Source organism: Micromonospora sp. IBSANI012 (assembly GCF_052814045.1).
The window spans coordinates 5,313,071-5,328,258 of sequence record NZ_CP199933.1 but is presented as its reverse complement, the minus strand read 5'-3'; the positions used below and the strand labels follow the sequence as shown (position 1 = coordinate 5,328,258).

At 69.1% G+C, this 15,188-nt stretch carries 16 protein-coding genes and 1 tRNA gene; 5 read left to right on the top strand and 12 right to left on the bottom strand.

Features of this window, described 5'->3' with window-relative positions; all coding sequences use genetic code 11:
* The first annotated feature begins 165 nt into the window (after window positions 1-165).
* Window positions 166-738: an N-acetyltransferase gene (locus tag ACTWM8_RS24565; RefSeq protein ID WP_446211073.1), complete on the top strand. Its 573-nt coding sequence runs from the start codon at window positions 166-168 to the stop codon at window positions 736-738.
* Window positions 739-849: 111 nt separating this feature from the next.
* Here the strand turns inward: ACTWM8_RS24565 and ACTWM8_RS24560 are convergent, their stop codons facing one another.
* Window positions 850-1,032 (bottom strand): GntR family transcriptional regulator, encoded by a 183-nt coding sequence (locus ACTWM8_RS24560; RefSeq protein ID WP_446211072.1) that lies wholly within the window; start codon window positions 1,030-1,032, stop codon window positions 850-852.
* Window positions 1,033-2,055: 1,023 nt separating this feature from the next.
* Here ACTWM8_RS24560 and ACTWM8_RS24555 point away from each other — a divergent pair.
* Together ACTWM8_RS24555 and ACTWM8_RS24550 are read left to right on the top strand one after the other, a co-directional pair.
* Window positions 2,056-2,337: a hypothetical protein gene (locus ACTWM8_RS24555; RefSeq protein ID WP_446211071.1), complete on the top strand. Its 282-nt coding sequence runs from the start codon at window positions 2,056-2,058 to the stop codon at window positions 2,335-2,337.
* Between the two features lie 416 nt (window positions 2,338-2,753).
* Window positions 2,754-3,590 carry a phytanoyl-CoA dioxygenase gene (locus ACTWM8_RS24550; protein WP_446211070.1) on the top strand — a complete coding sequence of 279 codons (837 nt, stop codon included), beginning with the start codon at window positions 2,754-2,756 and terminating at the stop codon, window positions 3,588-3,590.
* 145 nt (window positions 3,591-3,735) lie between these two features.
* Here the strand turns inward: ACTWM8_RS24550 and ACTWM8_RS24545 are convergent, their stop codons facing one another.
* The 9 genes from ACTWM8_RS24545 to ACTWM8_RS24505 form a co-directional block, all read right to left on the bottom strand.
* Complete coding sequence (locus tag ACTWM8_RS24545) at window positions 3,736-4,884, bottom strand: IS30 family transposase (protein WP_446211069.1); 1,149 nt, start codon at window positions 4,882-4,884, stop codon at window positions 3,736-3,738.
* Window positions 4,885-5,545: 661 nt separating this feature from the next.
* Window positions 5,546-5,827, bottom strand: a complete 282-nt coding sequence (locus tag ACTWM8_RS24540) for a hypothetical protein (RefSeq protein WP_446211068.1) — start codon at window positions 5,825-5,827, stop codon at window positions 5,546-5,548.
* Between the two features lie 426 nt (window positions 5,828-6,253).
* Window positions 6,254-6,457 (bottom strand): transcription antiterminator/RNA stability regulator CspE, encoded by a 204-nt coding sequence (cspE, locus tag ACTWM8_RS24535; protein WP_013283833.1) that lies wholly within the window; start codon window positions 6,455-6,457, stop codon window positions 6,254-6,256.
* A 638-nt stretch (window positions 6,458-7,095) separates the two neighbouring features.
* Window positions 7,096-7,752 (bottom strand): DUF1062 domain-containing protein, encoded by a 657-nt coding sequence (locus ACTWM8_RS24530; protein ID WP_446211067.1) that lies wholly within the window; start codon window positions 7,750-7,752, stop codon window positions 7,096-7,098.
* A gap of 591 nt (window positions 7,753-8,343) precedes the next feature.
* Window positions 8,344-8,946 carry a serine hydrolase domain-containing protein gene (locus ACTWM8_RS24525; protein ID WP_446211066.1) on the bottom strand — a complete coding sequence of 201 codons (603 nt, stop codon included), beginning with the start codon at window positions 8,944-8,946 and terminating at the stop codon, window positions 8,344-8,346.
* On the bottom strand, window positions 8,871-9,125 hold the full coding sequence (locus ACTWM8_RS24520) for a hypothetical protein (RefSeq protein ID WP_446211065.1): 255 nt from the start codon (window positions 9,123-9,125) through the stop codon (window positions 8,871-8,873). Before ACTWM8_RS24520 ends, ACTWM8_RS24525 begins: the two co-directional genes overlap by 76 nt.
* Before the next feature lie 283 nt (window positions 9,126-9,408).
* Window positions 9,409-9,981, bottom strand: a complete 573-nt coding sequence (locus ACTWM8_RS24515) for a GNAT family N-acetyltransferase (RefSeq protein ID WP_446211064.1) — start codon at window positions 9,979-9,981, stop codon at window positions 9,409-9,411.
* A gap of 140 nt (window positions 9,982-10,121) precedes the next feature.
* Entirely contained in the window at window positions 10,122-11,078 is a 957-nt protein-coding gene (locus tag ACTWM8_RS24510) for a sulfotransferase family protein (RefSeq protein WP_446211063.1), read from the bottom strand.
* A 425-nt stretch (window positions 11,079-11,503) separates the two neighbouring features.
* Window positions 11,504-11,576 (bottom strand) — tRNA-Arg (locus ACTWM8_RS24505).
* A 149-nt stretch (window positions 11,577-11,725) separates the two neighbouring features.
* Between ACTWM8_RS24505 and ACTWM8_RS24500 the strand changes: the two genes are divergently transcribed.
* Window positions 11,726-12,418, top strand: coding sequence for a hypothetical protein (locus ACTWM8_RS24500; RefSeq protein ID WP_446211062.1), 693 nt, complete (start codon window positions 11,726-11,728; stop codon window positions 12,416-12,418).
* Window positions 12,419-12,425: 7 nt separating this feature from the next.
* Here ACTWM8_RS24500 and ACTWM8_RS24495 read toward each other — a convergent pair whose 3' ends face one another.
* Together ACTWM8_RS24495 and ACTWM8_RS24490 are read right to left on the bottom strand one after the other, a co-directional pair.
* Complete coding sequence (locus ACTWM8_RS24495; RefSeq protein ID WP_446211061.1) at window positions 12,426-13,490, bottom strand: alpha/beta hydrolase; 1,065 nt, start codon at window positions 13,488-13,490, stop codon at window positions 12,426-12,428.
* Between the two features lie 95 nt (window positions 13,491-13,585).
* A complete protein-coding gene (locus ACTWM8_RS24490) occupies window positions 13,586-14,008 on the bottom strand; it encodes an HPF/RaiA family ribosome-associated protein (RefSeq protein ID WP_446211060.1) in 423 nt (140 codons plus the stop codon).
* Window positions 14,009-14,361: 353 nt separating this feature from the next.
* On the opposite strand from ACTWM8_RS24490, the gene ssb reads away from it, so the two are divergent.
* Window positions 14,362-15,102 carry a single-stranded DNA-binding protein gene (gene ssb, locus ACTWM8_RS24485; protein WP_446211059.1) on the top strand — a complete coding sequence of 247 codons (741 nt, stop codon included), beginning with the start codon at window positions 14,362-14,364 and terminating at the stop codon, window positions 15,100-15,102.
* Window positions 15,103-15,188: the final 86 nt, after the last annotated feature.

Below are 15,188 nucleotides of genomic sequence, written 5' to 3'. Positions count from 1 at the left end.
CGTGACCGCCGCCCTGCCCTGGCTTCGCATCTGATTCCCCCGTGTCCCCGTGACGACGGGCGCAGCATATGGCACCGCCTCCGCGGACGGGCAGCCGTATTCCGGGTCCGGTTCGGCTGTGCGGCCGGGTGTGCGACCGAACCGCCTGCGATACGGTCGGACGCTGTGACCGCGCCTGAGATCACCGTCGCCACCCCGGAAGACCGTGACCGGGTCATCAGCTCGCTGGTCGCCGCATTCACCAAGGACCCCGTCCTCCGGTACCTGTTTCCCGACGAGGCGACCTACCCGCAGTACGCCGCCGCCTTCTTCGGGCACCTCTTCGACAAGCGGGTGCGCAAGGAGACGATCTGGACGATCGAGCGCGGCGCGTCGGTCGCAATCTGGGAGCCTCCCGCGATGCAGAGCGAGTGGCCGGACGACGACCTCGTCGCCCAACTCCCCGCCGACGCACTGGCCCGCGTCCACGCCTACGACGAGGCCGTGCATGCGGCACTGCCGGCCGCTCCCTACTGGTACCTCGGTGTCCTGGGTACCCATCCGCAGAACGCCGGCCGCCGGTGGGGCCACGCCGTCATGAGAGCCGGACTGGTCCGTGCCGCCGCGGACGAACTGCCGGCGATCCTGGAGACCAGCAACCCCGACAACGTCGAGGTGTACGGCCGCGCCGGCTGGGAGGTGGTACGCGCCTTCCCGGAGCCGCTGCCCACCTGGATCATGCGGCACGCGACTCGCTGACCTCCGCGAACCAGGAACCGCGCGAACCGGTTGAGAGTCCACGCCACAGAGGACGAGTAGCGGCAGTCGGGCGGCCAGGCTGAACAGGGAGGCCGAGGCGGCGTAGCCCGGCTACTTCGCCCCTGCGACGTAGACCCCGCGTCCGGTCTGGCCCACGACCAGATCCCGGTCATGCAGGAGCGAGACCGCGCGGTACGCGGTGGCAACGCTGACGGCGAACTGATCCGCGAGCTCGGCCGTGCTGGGCAGCTTCGTCCCCGGCGCGAGCTCACCGCTCTTGATCTTCGCGGTCAACTCGTCGGCAATTCTTCGGTACTCAGCAGGTGCAGAGGGCATGATGTCAGTTCCCTTGGTTCGGCCCTGCCATCTGACCATGCACCAACCATCGTCAGCAAGTGACGTAGGAAGCGGTCACCCGTGAACCCCGACCGGCGTCCAGGAGTGCTGATTGTCCGGATCCACTATGACGATTACCTACTTGCCACCGCGCTGACGCTTGCCCGCAGACATCGGCGCGCCTGGAGCTGGGCACGCTGGCGCAGGGTGTGCCGCTTCGGCTCGGAACTACCGTGCCATGCCCGCCACCGCATACCGATCAACCGTGGGCACTGGCCGGCATGAGGACCTTCAAGCCGGGAGACGTGCTGCTGATAGGCGCGGCAGCCAGCGTCCAGTTCGGCGGCCCCCGCGCCCTACGCCTACGGCTGGTGAGTGTGGACGACCGCCCGACGTACGAGGGGTGGGTCTGGCTGACGGGGCTACGTGCTGAACGACAAGGGCTTGGCGGTGGACAAGCGTGAGGTCTACGTGCAGCGGTCCGGCGTACGGGTGCTGCGTCCCGCCCCTGCGCCCATGCCCCACGGCAAGCCGACGCGGTCGAACCGCGCTCCGACCGCAAGCCACGATCGCCGCCCGGCCGGAGTGCCGGGCCCCTCGCAGTGGCGGGCGACGCCTGGCCGGCGTACGGCTGGCCACGGGTGACGCGGTGGTCCCAAATGGGTTCGGCTTGGGTCGAGGATCAGACCTGGTGAGCGTTCCCGCAGCTAGTACCTGTGCCCGCAGCCGGATTCGAACCTGCGGCCTTGGGGTTAAAGACGATCACGGTCGGGCTGGTCGGGGCAGGCCGCTGCTGGTCAGGCCGTCCGGCCCTGTCGGGGTCGGGTCGGCGTTGGCCGGCGGCCTTGTCTGTACGAATGGCTGTACCCGGCCGCTACGGTGATCGACGTGAAGGACGACGTGCGCGTGGTCGAGGTGATGGCCTGCAACCAGGCCTCGTGAATGCCCGCCACGGCGCGGGTGGCGGAGGAAGGAGCAGGCATGTCAACCGAACCGGAGCCCGGCCTCGCGCCCGAACACACGAAACCCCGTTATGCCAAGGATGATCCGATCGTGATGACGGTCGACGGGCAGGACTTTCGCATCCGTCAGCGTGCTGAGGCCCCCGGTGGGTACGACTTCGACTGGCTCAGCGGGCCGCACGACTACGGCTTCGGGATCACCAGAGCTGACGGCTGCGCAATGACCCTGCCTGAGATGGAGGAGGCCATCCGGAACTTCCTCGCTGAGATCGACCCCGCCACCGGATACCTGAAGGAGTAGCTGAGCGGGCGTGACCTCGCCCGCTAGCTCTGGGGGTATGTGTCGATCGGGTGGCCGTGGACGAGGCCACGAAACTGTTCTTCGGCTGCCTCGGCTGTGCCAATGGCCGTCCAGGGCCGTGGTGATCGTCTGGACCGGGAGCGGAAAGCCGCTGACCTGCGGTGACATCGGTGCGCCCGGCAGGATTCGAACCTGCGGACTTGGGATTAGAAGAAGATCAGCGCTGGCTGTCGCGCGGCTGTATCCCTGGTCAGCCCGTCCGTGGTTGTCGGGCAACGTCGGCATGAGTGTGGAGCTTTGGCTGTACGGATGGCTGTATGCGTCGCTGGCATTGAAACCCAGGCTGTAGGACCGGGTTCGGGTGGGCGAGCGGTAAGTGGCTTGAGCCGCTGCGGTTGATCCACGATGGTCACCGCATGGATGCAGCTCTCGTTCAGCGTTTCGTCGAGGATGGGTTCGTCAAGCTGGATCAAGCGGTGCCGCGCGATGTGATCGACGCGTGTGTTGACCTGCTGTGGGCCGAGACGGGTGCAGACCCCGACGACCCGTCGACATGGACCCAGCCGGTCGTCTGGGTTGGGGGCATGAGCCAGGAGCCATTCGTTCAGGCCGTGAACGCCCCAGTCCTGCACGACGCGTTCGATGCGCTGGTGGGGCCGGGCCGGTGGGCCGCACGGGACTCGATCGGGTCGTTTCCGTTGCGGTTCCCGCACCCGGTGGAGCCGCCGGACGCCGGTTGGCACATCGAGGGCAGCTACGAAATTCCAGGCACCTCCGGCTACTGGACAAACGTGCACTCCAGGGCACGGGTGCTGCTCATGCTTTTCCTCTTCACCGAGGTGGACGAGGGCGACGCGCCGACGCGGATCAGGGTCGGGTCGCACTGGGACGTGCCGCCGGTGCTGCTGCCCCACGGTGATCGGGGGGAGCACGGGAACCGGTTGAGTCCGCAGGTCGACGCGGCCTCGGCGCATCGGCCGCTGGCGCTCGCCACTGGTGGTCCCGGAGACGTATACGTGTGCCACCCGTTCCTGGTGCACGCGGCACAACCCAACCACGGCCGTAGACCCCGCCTCCTCGGACAGCCGGGCCTGCCACCGCCGCCGGCCTTCGAACACCGGCCCTTCGACCTCACCGTGGCCGACGACGAACCCTCGCCCGTCGGGCGAATCATCCGCGAGGCACTTCGGAACCGGCGCATCGAGCAGAACGAGAGCGTGACGGCAGCGCCTGTGCCCATGGGACACGCGTAAGGCAGGCCCTCGTCGGGCAGTCGCAGAGCGTCCAGCCTCGCTCGCGGAAGGTGGCCGCCAGTCTGCCCCCGTCCCCGGGATGGCTGCCAAGGACTGCGGTGCCCTGTCGGTGTCAAGGGTGGCCGTAGGCCATCGGCGGGCGGGTTCAACCGGTGTGCGCAAGGAGCTCGGCGAGTCGCTCTGATGGTGTCATGTAGCCGAGCGTTTTGCGTGGGCGGTTGTTCAAGCTTCGTTCGTAGCGGGCGAGGTCCTCGGCGGTGTGCACGGACAGGTCCGTTCCCTTGGGCATGTACTGGCGCAGTAGGCCGTTGGTGTTCTCGTTCGAGCCGCGTTGCCAAGGCTTGTGGGGGTCGCAGAAGTAGACCTGGATGCCGGTGGCGATCGTGAATTGAGCGTGGGGGGCCCTCTCCTTGCCCTGGTCCCAGGTGATGCTTCGGCGTAGTTGCGCTGGCAGCGTGCTGATCGCGTGCCGCATCGCCTGGTCCACGCCGTAGGCGTTGCGCCCGCCGGGAAGGTGCAGCAACATCACGTAACGGGTAGTGCGCTCGACCAAGGTTCCGACCGCGGAGCGACAGTCCCCACCGATGAGCAGGTCACCCTCCCAGTGGCCGGGGACTGCGCGGTCGTCCGCTTCTGGTGGCCGTTCGCTGATCATGACCATGTCTCGGAGCTGGCCCGTCTTCTCCGGGCGTCGACGTGCACGCCGTTTGACCCGTCCGGTGCGCAGGCATCGAGCCAGCTCGCGACGTAGTTCGCCCCGGCCCTGCACGAACAGGGCCTGATAGATCGTCTCGTGGCTCACGTGCATCATCGGATCGTCGGCGAACTCCATCCGCAACCGGCCGGCGATCTCCTCCGGCGACCACCACTCTTGCAGCCACCGCGTGACCTGGGCCGCGAGTCGGGCACAGGCCAGCTTCGGCGTCTTAGGACGACGAGCGCGGTCACGAGCCCGTCGGTGGGCACGCCATGCGCGGTAATCATCGCGGCCGCCGTTGCCGGCCACCTCCCGCGACACCGTGGAGACTGCTTTGCCCAGCCTGATCGCGATGGCGGTGAACGTGTCGCCGGCACGCAGGCCGAGACTGATCTCCTCCCGATCGGCCAGGGTCAGCAGTCCCGGCCCGGGCTGCCAGGAGTCGGACCGCACGGGCCGCTTCGAGTCGCGTCTAACCACGGTTCGGACGACCTCGTGCGAGCAGCCGACCTGCCGGCCGATCTCCCGCAGAGACAAGCCCTTCGCGCTCAGCCGTCGGGCCAACTGCCGCTGCTCCACCGTCAGATGGGCGGTCATCAACGTCTCCCTCAATAGATCAACGAGATTCTCGCTGACCCACCAAGACCGTTGCGCTGACCGATTGAACCCGCCGGCGTGCCGACGCGCAGCGCCCTTGACGCCGGCTGGGTGGCGTAGAGGATTGGGCACCCGGGGGGATGGGTCACGCCCCGGTCCCCGTCGTCATCGAACCGAGGACAGCGCCCACGTGGCTCGGAGGCAAGCAGCTCTGCTGCGCGGCAGCGATCGCCCTGCCCTCGATGGAGAGCAACCCCGACGGCGATCGTCCCGTCTCAGCCCTTCATGCCCTTGGTGCTCCGCCAGTGTGGCCGGCCGGCCCGGCCGATGCCGGCCGGAGGTCGCCAGCAGGCCGGAGCCGGGCCGGCGCGGCCCGCTTGCGGGCCGCCTTGATCTGGTAGAGCGGAATTCGGCAACGGGATGCGTCTGGCGTTGGCGTGTGGCGGGACCTGCTTGACACCCGCGTCCCACCTGATGACTGACATGATCCTCATGACACCGCAGAGGCCGTGACTGTCCGCGCCACGAGCGCTCATCGCGGCATGAGAGTTAACGGTTCCTGGCAGAGTCTACCGATCAACACGGTCCTGCCCTCGCCGCTGCGTCAGAGCAGAGTGAGCGCGTCGCGGCGGCGATGTAGCGGCGGCCGTGCGGCGCACGATCAGAATGGTGCGGGTCCGTGGCCTGCCAACGACATCAACACCTGCGTGGCGAGTAGCTTGCGTATGCCGGTGACGGCGACTGTCCCCATCCGATCGTAGGGCAGTTCCAATTGCAGACCTTCGACTGCGTTGCGAAGGTCTGTCGTGATCTCGTCCGGACGGAACGTGCCGCCCCAGCCGTTGAGTCCTCCGCGCTGGTTGGTACTGAGGGAAGCCATGCCGGATATGCATGCGCCGTCGACCAGGATCAGCCTCGCAGGACCCGAGTAGGTCGTCGTCATAGTCATCAACCCTTCAGGATGTAGCGCCGTGCACCCCGGGTCCCGGCTGTCTGACAGTCATCAGGAGGCGAGGCGTCGAGTCCGACCATGGTGTGCTCCACCTGGACCGCGACCGTACGTGCCTCGACCGTCAGGGCGGCGGCGATGCGGAATTCGGCTCGTTAGCGATAAGGGTCGATGTCTGTGTCTGTCTGGTTCATGAGCCAGAGGCGCGCCTTGGGCGAGCTGACAGTCGGCCTGGGCAGACTAGCGCCCGAGGTCCGAATCGATCCAGAGAAGAGAACACGGGGGCGATGCTGAGCTGGCTCCACACCGAGATGGCCGGCCTTCTGCCGATCAGACGACTTTCGCGATGCCGTGGTGAGCGCATGAAACGCCGAACGGCGGCCCGCTGAACCAGTCGGGCCGCCGTTCGCAGAGTGTGGATCAAAGCGGGCGGATGTTCTCCGCCTGCGGGCCCTTCTGGCCTTGGGTGATGTCGAACTCCACCTTCTGATTCTCGTCGAGGCTGCGGAAGCCGCTCGCCGAGATCGCGGAGAAGTGGGCGAAGACGTCGGCGCCGCCGTCGTCCGGGCTGATGAAGCCGAAGCCCTTGTCGGCGTTGAACCACTTCACGGTACCTGTAGTCATGTCTGCTCCTTCGCAGGCTGTTAGAGACCGCACTGTGCGGACCCTTACGCCGCCGCGTTGATCACCCGCGTCGAAACGACACGAAAAACGAAAAGCGCCTGGATGGGTTTCAGATGCCCCATCAGGCGCCGGAAAACGTCTACGGAAATCAAAACTGCAACTCGGCTACCGTAGCACATGATCCGTCGTCGATCCCATGGCGGTGAGTGGACCTGGTCACTCGTCTGCTTGCCACGCCGCGTGGACGGCACGTTGACCGGGTTTACGATGGGCTAGTTGCAAGACTGGGAAGTGGCAGCGACACCGAGAATCGGCAGGTCGCGCCTGATGTGGCATGAATTCTAGTCGGGCGCCGTCAGGACGAGCGGCCACGATGTCCGTCCACACAGGCTCGATTACTCGGCGTGGGCACCTGCGGAAGCGCTGTCTCGCTCCGAGGCGGGACGGGGGCAGGTGGGCGGATCGGCCGGCTCGCCCAGTGGTCTCGGTGGAGAACCTTGGTGTGGTTCGCGTCGTGCCCGACCCTGGTGGTCGTGCGGGGCGGCCGCACCCGCGCGATCGCCTGACATCGGAGAAGCGCCTTGAAGCAAGGTCAGGTGTGCTCACATCGGCACGTCCGGATGTATGCACCCGGGCGTTCACCTTCGTCGCCGGTATCGGGCCGGCCCTGACCTTCGTTCGCGCCCGGTCATGAGCGACCGCGCGCGGGCCGCCGCGTGATGCAGTCCGGGGCAAGGCCACCTTGCCTCTCGCTCCGGCTCAGGCCCACGGCGGCGGCTCATAGCAGGAGGAACGAGAAGTCCCTGTGAGTTCTGCGGTTCAGCGGAATGCCGATCTTGACGCGGCGAGCGATCTCCCCGCGGCTGATGCCCAGCCCCCTGGGTGATGAGCCGTTCGGGGCGAAGGGGCACGGGGTCGTCGAAGATGACCGAGACCTGGACGGGCCAGGGGCTTTCGGGAGGGGACGGGGCGAGCAGTTCCCAGCATGAGTCGAACCGGTTGCGCCGGGCGATCAGCGGGTCGAGAAGGACGCGGGCGACGAGGGCAGAGGAGTTGCCGGAGTAGCCCTCCAGCAGGATCGGATCCAGGTACCGGACCGGGACGCGATCGTGAACGGTGATTTTGCTGGTGCGGTTGCAGGAAACGCAGGCGACCAGGAGCCAGATGTCGAGGAGTTTGCCGTTGGGATTGACGCGGAACTTCCCGTCGCCGGTGCTGGCGAGGCCGGAATGGCAGTGGACGCAGCGGAACGCGAGCAGGGGAAGGCGCGTGCGCCGAACGGTCGAGGACAGCACGATATGAGGACGCGTAGACATGATTCTCTCTGAAGACCTGACGGAAGGCATGGGAAAAGAGCCGACGGCGACGTCGGCGACCGATGCACGGGGAAGGTGTCAGGTCTAAAGAGCAGGCGGCGTCACGCGGGGTGAAGTCCTCTTGTGAGTGGGTCGGAGAAGAAGATCCAGTTAGAAGGTAGGGCGGGACGGGCTGGCAAGGCCACCCATTTTTGTCCTGGTGCCGAGCACTGAGGGGCGGGGTCGGCGAGCTGGGCGTCGACCACGCGCCGATCGCCGCCGCGGCCCCTTTCTGCCGTATTCCGGCCGCCCCCGGTGGGACTTGTTCCCTCCCGCTGGCCTTCGCCCTGGCTATGAGAGTGCGGCTGGTCGTCATCGCGGGCAGGTCCCGCCCCCAACCGGGAGAACTCCTTCGAGTGAGTAGGTCACTGGCCGGTCTCCGGGCGGCGCGTGCGGACACCACCGTCTGACTTGGCGGAATCGGCCCCCGCGGTCAATCGGCGATCGCCTGGTAGACAGTGGTCCAGAAGTCGTGCGACCTCGGCAGCCTCTGGTCGCCCGCGTGCGCCCGCTGCATGATGAAGATCGTCGTCATGTGCTCGGCGGGATCGTTGTACCAGGCGGTGCCGTAGAGGCCGGGCCATCCGTAGCTGCCGACCGATGGGCCGAGGCGCGTGCGGCGGGTGCGGACCGACATCCCGAAACCCCAGCCCATGGTGTCGAAGTACCCAGGCCAGAACCGGAGACCGGTTTCTGCGCCGGGGTCAGGTGGTCGCTGGTCATCAGGGCCACCGACGGCCGCGGGAGCATCCGCTCGCCGTGGTGTGTGCCGCCCGCGAGCAGAGCCGTGGCGAAGGCAAGGTAGTCGTCGGCGGTCGAGACGAGCCCGCCGCCACCTGATTCGAACGCCGGCGGCCGACTCCACCGCCCGTCGGGGGCGTCTTCGACGACCGGCTCACCGGTGGCGGCATTGTCGCGCTCGTACGCTGTCGCCAACCGGCCGATGCTCTCGCCGCCCACGCTGAAGGCGGTGTCCTTCATTCCGAGCGGATCGCAGATCCGCTCGCGCAGGGCATCCCCGAAGGACATGCCGGTGGCCCGGGCGATGAGCACGCCCGTCACGTCGGCGGCGGTGTCGTACATCCAGCGCTCACCTGGCTGGTGGATGAGCGGAAGCGTGCCGAGCCGGCGCATCCACTCGTCCGGCGGCGCTTGCCGAGTGCGTTCAGCGCGTCGGCGATCGGGACCGTTCCCGGCTCGGCGGGGACCATGCCGGTGCCGAGGGTGTAGGTCAGCAGATCCCGCAGCGTTATCGCGCGTTTCGCCGGGACGGTGTCTCCCAGCGGCCCGTGGGGATCGGCGAGCACGGTCATGTCCGCCAGCTCCGGGAGGAGGTCGTCGACCGGGTCATCGAGGCGGAGGGTGCAGCCGTTTGCAGGTTACCTGTTGCGCGACGACCGCACGTTCCCCGAGGACGTTGAGGAAGAGACCCGTCCGAGTAGTACCGCTCATCGGCACGACCGCGCTCGGCTCAACTGATCACCGCGACCGAGCGTGACGAGCGGACGGCGGCATGAGAGTGCCCGGTGCCGGCCCCTCGACGCGGCGAAGCGAAGCACCCGGATGCCGGGCGACGTCTCGCGAGGGAGCAAGGACTTAGCGGGCTGGAACCGGCTCGGACGACGGCCGCCACTCCCGCCTGATCAGCCCGTAGACCCACGAGTCAGAGACCTCGCCGTTCACGACGCAGTCTTCCCGCAACGTCCCTTCACGCACGAACCCGAGCTTCTCCAGCACGCGGGCAGATGCCACGTTGCGTGTATCGGTCTCAGCCTGGACGCGATTCAGGTCCAGCGTGTCGAATGCCCACCGCAGCAAAACGCGCGCGGCCTCCGTCGCGTAGCCGTGGCCCCACGCTGCCTCGTCGAAGCAGTAGCCCAGCGATGCACTGCGGTAGTCCGGATTCCACCGGTTCAGGCTGCACCAGCCGATGAAGGCCCCGTCGGAGACACGATCCACGGCCAGCCGCGCCCCGGTGCCCCCCTCTGCCATCTGCCGGCAAGCCGCGATGAACCGCTCGGAGCGCACGCGTTCGCTCCACGGCGGCGCGTCCCAGTAGCGCAACACGTAGGCGCTGCTGTGCAGCGCGAAGAGGTCGTTCGAATCCGCGTCGTCGAAGGGACGCAGTCGAAGGCGAGCGGTGGGCAGCGTGGGGGTGGGCAGCGACATGCGCGTCATGTTCCCTCCCGTGATTGGTGGCCGATCAACCAGACATCTGATGCCGGCCACTCGCAACGGGTTTTCTCGGCGCGTTTACCGGGCGTTCGAGGGGCGCGACGCGGCGTCGTCAAGGTGGAGAGCCAGAGCCGTCACTCATATCCCATGGCCGGGATGACCTTGCCGAGTGCTTCTTCGATGAACTCGCGGGTTTCGTCGTCGAATTGGTCGTTGCGGTTCGTCAGCTTGTGCGACTGAAACGTTGAAGGGGTGGCGAAGTCGTCGACGTCGAGCCGTTCGAACAGGGCGCGGCGCTGCCCGGGCCAGTCGGCTGCGAGATCTTCTGCTTTCACCTCGATGTATCGCCTGCCCGTCAGGTCGACCGTGTTCTTCCAGGTGAGCCATCGGTGGTAGACCGGCTTGAGGTAGGCGAGCGCGCCGTCGACGGTGGGCGGTGCCCATGGCTGGGCCAGGTGGGATGCGAGCACTGAGACCGGGTGACGCTTGATGTGCACGATGGTCGCTTCGGGGACCAGTTCCCAGAGGAACTCCATGCACAGCAGGTTGAACGGTGTCTTCTCGCACCAGGTCGGCTTGCCCGCGTCGGCGGCTGCTCCGCCGAACATGGTGTCGATCAGGCCCCGCAAGATTCCGAGCAGTTCGCCCCGGTCGCTGAAATACCTGGGAAGTACCCGCCGGCGGCTCAGCGGCTCGAACGGTCCGGCAGGCCGGTCGGCGTTCCCGAAGCCTTCCGCGGGCGCAGGTTCGTCGTATGTGTACGCGATCAACTGCGGCCAGAGCTGTTGCACCGCGTCCCGGTAGCGCCGCTCGCCGACCAGCTCGGGAACGGTTTTGCCGCGATCGTCGCGCCGGCCGGGCACTCGTACGGTGAGGAAGTCGCTCAGCCGGTGCAGGGCGTCCTCACCGACGGTGGGGTCGTATCGATCGGTGAGCGCGTCGGCCAGGTCCCGCAGGCCACCCGGGTCGATGAGAAACTTGGTCTCCATGGGAATCCGATGGATCAGCGGATGTTCGCCGATGATGTCGGCGATCCGTGACGTTCCCGAACGACCCGTACCCGCAACGAAGATCGGTGAGGGGAAAGGCATGGCGAGCAGTCAAACTCTCAGCCCGGCGCCTGTGCAAGCCATTTATCCCCTTCACCCGCTGCTACGGGCCGGACCCGCACCCGCCGCGCCGAGTGCGTGCCGGACGGCCGCCTCCAACAAGCGAGCAACGAATTATCGAAGCTTCCCGACGCGCCGCATCCCTCACACACTGATGCACTGATCTCGGCCTGTGAGTGCGCCGCCACCATCGCGCGGTCGTCACCGAGGATGACCGAGCAACAAGGCCGGCTGTCATACGTGTGCTGGAACGGATTCGTCAGGCATGTGGTGGGACCAGACAGATGCCGTCCGGCGCCTAGTACTGGAGGCCGCGTGGACGATGAGTCTCCGGGCGCCTTCACCGGTGATGGCTTGATGATCGTCTCGACCGGGTGCGGAAAACCGCTGACCTGCGGTGACATCGGTGCGCCCGGCAGGATTCGAACCTGCGGCCTTGGGATTAGAAGTCCCCTGCTCTATCCGCTGAGCTACGGGCGCGCGGCGTGCGTGTCGCGCCAAGAGGGTACCGCCGCACCCCCGGGCCGCGGGGGAACGGGTGCCCGCTGCGGCGCGGTGATCAGCGTCGCACGCCGCCGCGCGTCCGGTCATCCGGGTTCCGGCCGGGCGCGCCCCGTACCCTCGGTTTCGTGCTGCTGGAACCGGACGCCGAGAACGAGGTCGCCTACGAGCTGTGCCAGCTCCTGGGGCGGGCGATCCTGCCGGTCCGCCCGGCGGGGCCGGCCGACGACGGGCCCGCCGGCACTGCGTTCTTCTTCGCGCATCCGACGGGGGAGTACCTGCTCACCGCCGACGTCCTGACCCGGGTCGAGGCCGGCGAGGTCGGGCTGCGGCCGAGTGTCACCGAGCCCGCCGGGGTGGCCCCCGACGCGGTGGTCCTGCCGCACTTCACCGACCGGTGGGGGCACCTGCCCGACCTCGGGGTGGCGGTGCTGCCCACCGCCGGGCTGCATGAGCGGGCGGCCGGGCAGGGCTGGCGCTGGCGTACCCAACCGGTGCCGGACGCGGTCGCGGCCGGCGCGGACGACGTCGCCCGGATCGGCGCGGAGCCGGTCACCGCGATCGTGCTGGCGCTGGGTGTCCGCGACGACGGGTCGCGGCCGCTGGAGGTCGCGGTCGAGCGGGCCGTCCGCGCGGGCGACGGCCTGCGGATCACCGGCGAGCTGCCCGCCGGATACGTCGGCGCGCCCGTCTTCGGCGTGCAGGCCGACCCGGCGGGGGAGGTCGGGCTGCGCTGCCTGGGCCTGGTGCTGCCCGGCGAGGGCGGCCACCCGGTGGCCACCTTCGACCGGATCACCGCCGAGCTGCCGACCGGCGGCTGAGCGCCGGTCAGCCGGCCTGCGGCGCTCCCGCCGGTGCGGTGTCCGCGGCCGGCTCCCGGCTGCCCGGGACCGCGGCGCCGCCGGCGCCGGCCGGGGCCGCCGTGTCGGGGCCGGCGTTCGTCGGGCCCGCGCCGAGGAACGCCTCGGCCCACCGCCCGACCTCGGCGAAGACCTTCTCGCGTACGGCGGGGCCGGAGAGCGTCAGGTCGTGCATGCCGCCGTCGAAGCGGGCCAGGGTGACGTGGTGACCGAGCCGGGGCGCCCAGCGCACCATGTGCTCGACGTCCAGGACGGCGTCGGCCAGGGCCGCGTTGTCGTGCCACTTGGTGCCCTTGAAGCTGCGGGTCGAGCAGGCCAGCAGCACGGGCACCGGGATCTCCAGCCCGGCGCGCAGCTGCCGCTGGGCGGTGCGGATGGCGTTGATCCAGCCGGCCCGGACGGGGAACCCGGCGAGCGGCTTCCAGGCCAGGTCGTACGTCCACTCGCCGCGGTGCTCGGCGTGCAGGCTCTCGCCGTACACGGTGCCCAGGCCGAAGGGGAGGATGCGCTGCGGCGCGCTGCGGCCCAGCCGGGAGACGGCGGCCGCGAGGGGTCGACGGACCAGCCAGGGGGCGTTGATGTCGAAGAACGGGCTGTTCAGGAAGAGCCCGTCGACCAGGCCGGCGTCGCGTCGGGCCTGCGCCCAGAGCGAGAGGATCAGGCCGCCGGTGGAGTGGCCCATGGCGAGCAGGGTGTCGTGCCCGTCGTCCTCGCGGATGATCTTCGCGGCGGCGTCCAGCTCGGGGAAGTAGTCACCGAGGTCGCGGCAGAAGTTCGGGGTCTGGTGCGACAGCAGGCTGCGACCGTACTTGCGCAGGTCGAGCGCGTAGAAGTCCCAGCCGCGCTCGGCGAAGAAGTCGGCGACGTGGGTCTGGAAGAAGTAGTCGACGAAGCCGTGCACGTAGAGCACGGCCCGCCCGGTGGGGCGCTCGGCACGCCGCCGGACCAGGGTGGCGACCACCGGTCCCTCGTCGTCGGTGCCCAGGTCGATCGTCTGCCGCTCGTACGGCGGCCCAAGCACGTCAGGTTCCACGAAGGCGACGGTACGCCCGGAAGCTACCGGGCGGTAGCCCCCCGTGCCGTCCCCGCCTGACCGCACCGGTCGGACGGGGACGGTCGAGGCGTGGCTCAGGCCGTCTCGGCGTCGACCCGTTCGAGGTCGGCGTCGGCGTCGGCCACCTGGTCGGGGCCGGGCTGGCCGATCTCCCGGATGTGCTTGTTGTGCCGGGGCTCCTGCCGCGTCTTGGCGTCGTTGAGCCGCCGGCGCAGGTCGTCGCGGGCGTCGTGGAGCGCCGCGCGCAGGTCCTCCTCGCTGGAGGTGGTGACGATCTTCTGCCGACCGGCGATCCAGCACTCCAGCGTGACCTTCTGCCCGCGCGCCTCGCGGTCCTTGACCGACACCTCCAGCTCGGTGGCGTCGGCGTGGAACGCGGCCAGCCGCGCGTCCAGGGTCGCGAACTGCTCCACGATCCAGTTCCGGTCGCCCTGGGAGAAGCCGGCGCCGACGCGCAGGCACTCGGCAACGGTCGCCGGGTTGGTCACCGCGCTCATCGCCGCACCTCCCGCTCGGTGCGGACGGGGCCGGTGGTACGCGAGCTGAGAATCATCGTCACTGACCTTTCTCATCGAACCTCGTGCCGTGCTGGCTCTCGGTTGATCAAATCCATACCCAGCCGGAGTCGATCCCACGCCGGGTGACCCCGCCTTCCGATCCTGGTCACACCCGGTACGGCCACCCAGGGCCGCCCGGCCCTAGCAGACCGGGCCCTTGATCAGGTTCTTGTCCACAGGCGGTCCCGTCGTCCACAGGCCGGACCGGTCCGCTCCCGGCGCGGCGCCGACCCGGCCAGGCTCGGCACCGAGTCGACTCGCCACGGCAGGCCCTGAACCCCTGGGAGGGGACGATGTTCGATACCTACGTCACGATCGTCGGCAATGTGCTGACGGCCCCCGAGTGGCGCCGTACCACGCAGAGCAAGACCCTGGTCGCCAACTTCAAGGTCGCCTCGACCGCCCGCCGGCTCGACCGGGACAGCGGCCGGTGGGTGGACGGCAACAGCCTCCGCGTCCGGGTCAACTGCTGGCGCAAGCTGGCCGAGGGGGTGGCCGCCTCGGTGATGGTCGGCGACCCGGTGGTGGTGGCCGGCCGCCTCTACACCCGCGACTGGACCGACGACGCGGGCAACCACCGCACCCTCTACGAGCTGGAGGCGGTCGCCGTCGGGCACGACCTGTCCCGGGGGCGGGCCCGGTTCCTGCGCAACAAGCCGACCATGGCCACCAGCACCGTGGAGGACGCCGAGGCGGCCGGCCGGGTGCAGGGCGAGCCGACCGAGCCGGTGCCGCACGAGCAGGCGCCGGCCGCGCCGGACGACCGCCCGTTCGACGAGGACTTCGAGTTCTCCGGCTTCGCCGTGCCCGGCGCCGGCCACGAACTGCCCGGCACCGGACTGGAGGAGCTGACCGACCCGTTCGACGAGGAGGGCGACGACGCGCCGGGGTCCGGCGACGAGCTGGCCCCGGTGCCGGGGGACGGCGAACAGAGCGCCGGGGAGGGCGAGCTGGACGCCGCACCGGAGGAGACCGCCGTCGCGCCGGCCGGACGGGGTCGGCGCGGGCGCGGCCGGGTGCCGGTGCCGGCCTGACCCGGCGGGCCGGAGCGGTGAGCCGCGCAGGTGGCGCCGCTGCGGCCCGACGGGACGTACGGACGGGGGCGGGGTGGCGACGGCGG

What these genes read in the sequence shown, in the direction of transcription:
- ACTWM8_RS24555 (WP_446211071.1), top strand. Translation starts at nt 2,056, where the DNA reads ATGTCAACCGAACCGGAGCCCGGCCTCGCGCCCGAACACACGAAACCC.
- ACTWM8_RS24550 (WP_446211070.1), top strand. Translation starts at nt 2,754, where the DNA reads ATGGATGCAGCTCTCGTTCAGCGTTTCGTCGAGGATGGGTTCGTCAAG.
- ACTWM8_RS24545 (WP_446211069.1), bottom strand. Translation starts at nt 4,884, where the DNA reads ATGACCGCCCATCTGACGGTGGAGCAGCGGCAGTTGGCCCGACGGCTG.
- ACTWM8_RS24540 (WP_446211068.1), bottom strand. Translation starts at nt 5,827, where the DNA reads ATGACGACGACCTACTCGGGTCCTGCGAGGCTGATCCTGGTCGACGGC.
- cspE (WP_013283833.1), bottom strand. Translation starts at nt 6,457, where the DNA reads ATGACTACAGGTACCGTGAAGTGGTTCAACGCCGACAAGGGCTTCGGC.
- ACTWM8_RS24525 (WP_446211066.1), bottom strand. Translation starts at nt 8,946, where the DNA reads ATGCGCCGGCTCGGCACGCTTCCGCTCATCCACCAGCCAGGTGAGCGC.
- ACTWM8_RS24520 (WP_446211065.1), bottom strand. Translation starts at nt 9,125, where the DNA reads ATGACCGTGCTCGCCGATCCCCACGGGCCGCTGGGAGACACCGTCCCG.
- ACTWM8_RS24515 (WP_446211064.1), bottom strand. Translation starts at nt 9,981, where the DNA reads ATGTCGCTGCCCACCCCCACGCTGCCCACCGCTCGCCTTCGACTGCGT.
- ACTWM8_RS24510 (WP_446211063.1), bottom strand. Translation starts at nt 11,078, where the DNA reads ATGCCTTTCCCCTCACCGATCTTCGTTGCGGGTACGGGTCGTTCGGGA.
- ACTWM8_RS24490 (WP_446211060.1), bottom strand. Translation starts at nt 14,008, where the DNA reads ATGAGCGCGGTGACCAACCCGGCGACCGTTGCCGAGTGCCTGCGCGTC.
- ssb (WP_446211059.1), top strand. Translation starts at nt 14,362, where the DNA reads ATGTTCGATACCTACGTCACGATCGTCGGCAATGTGCTGACGGCCCCC.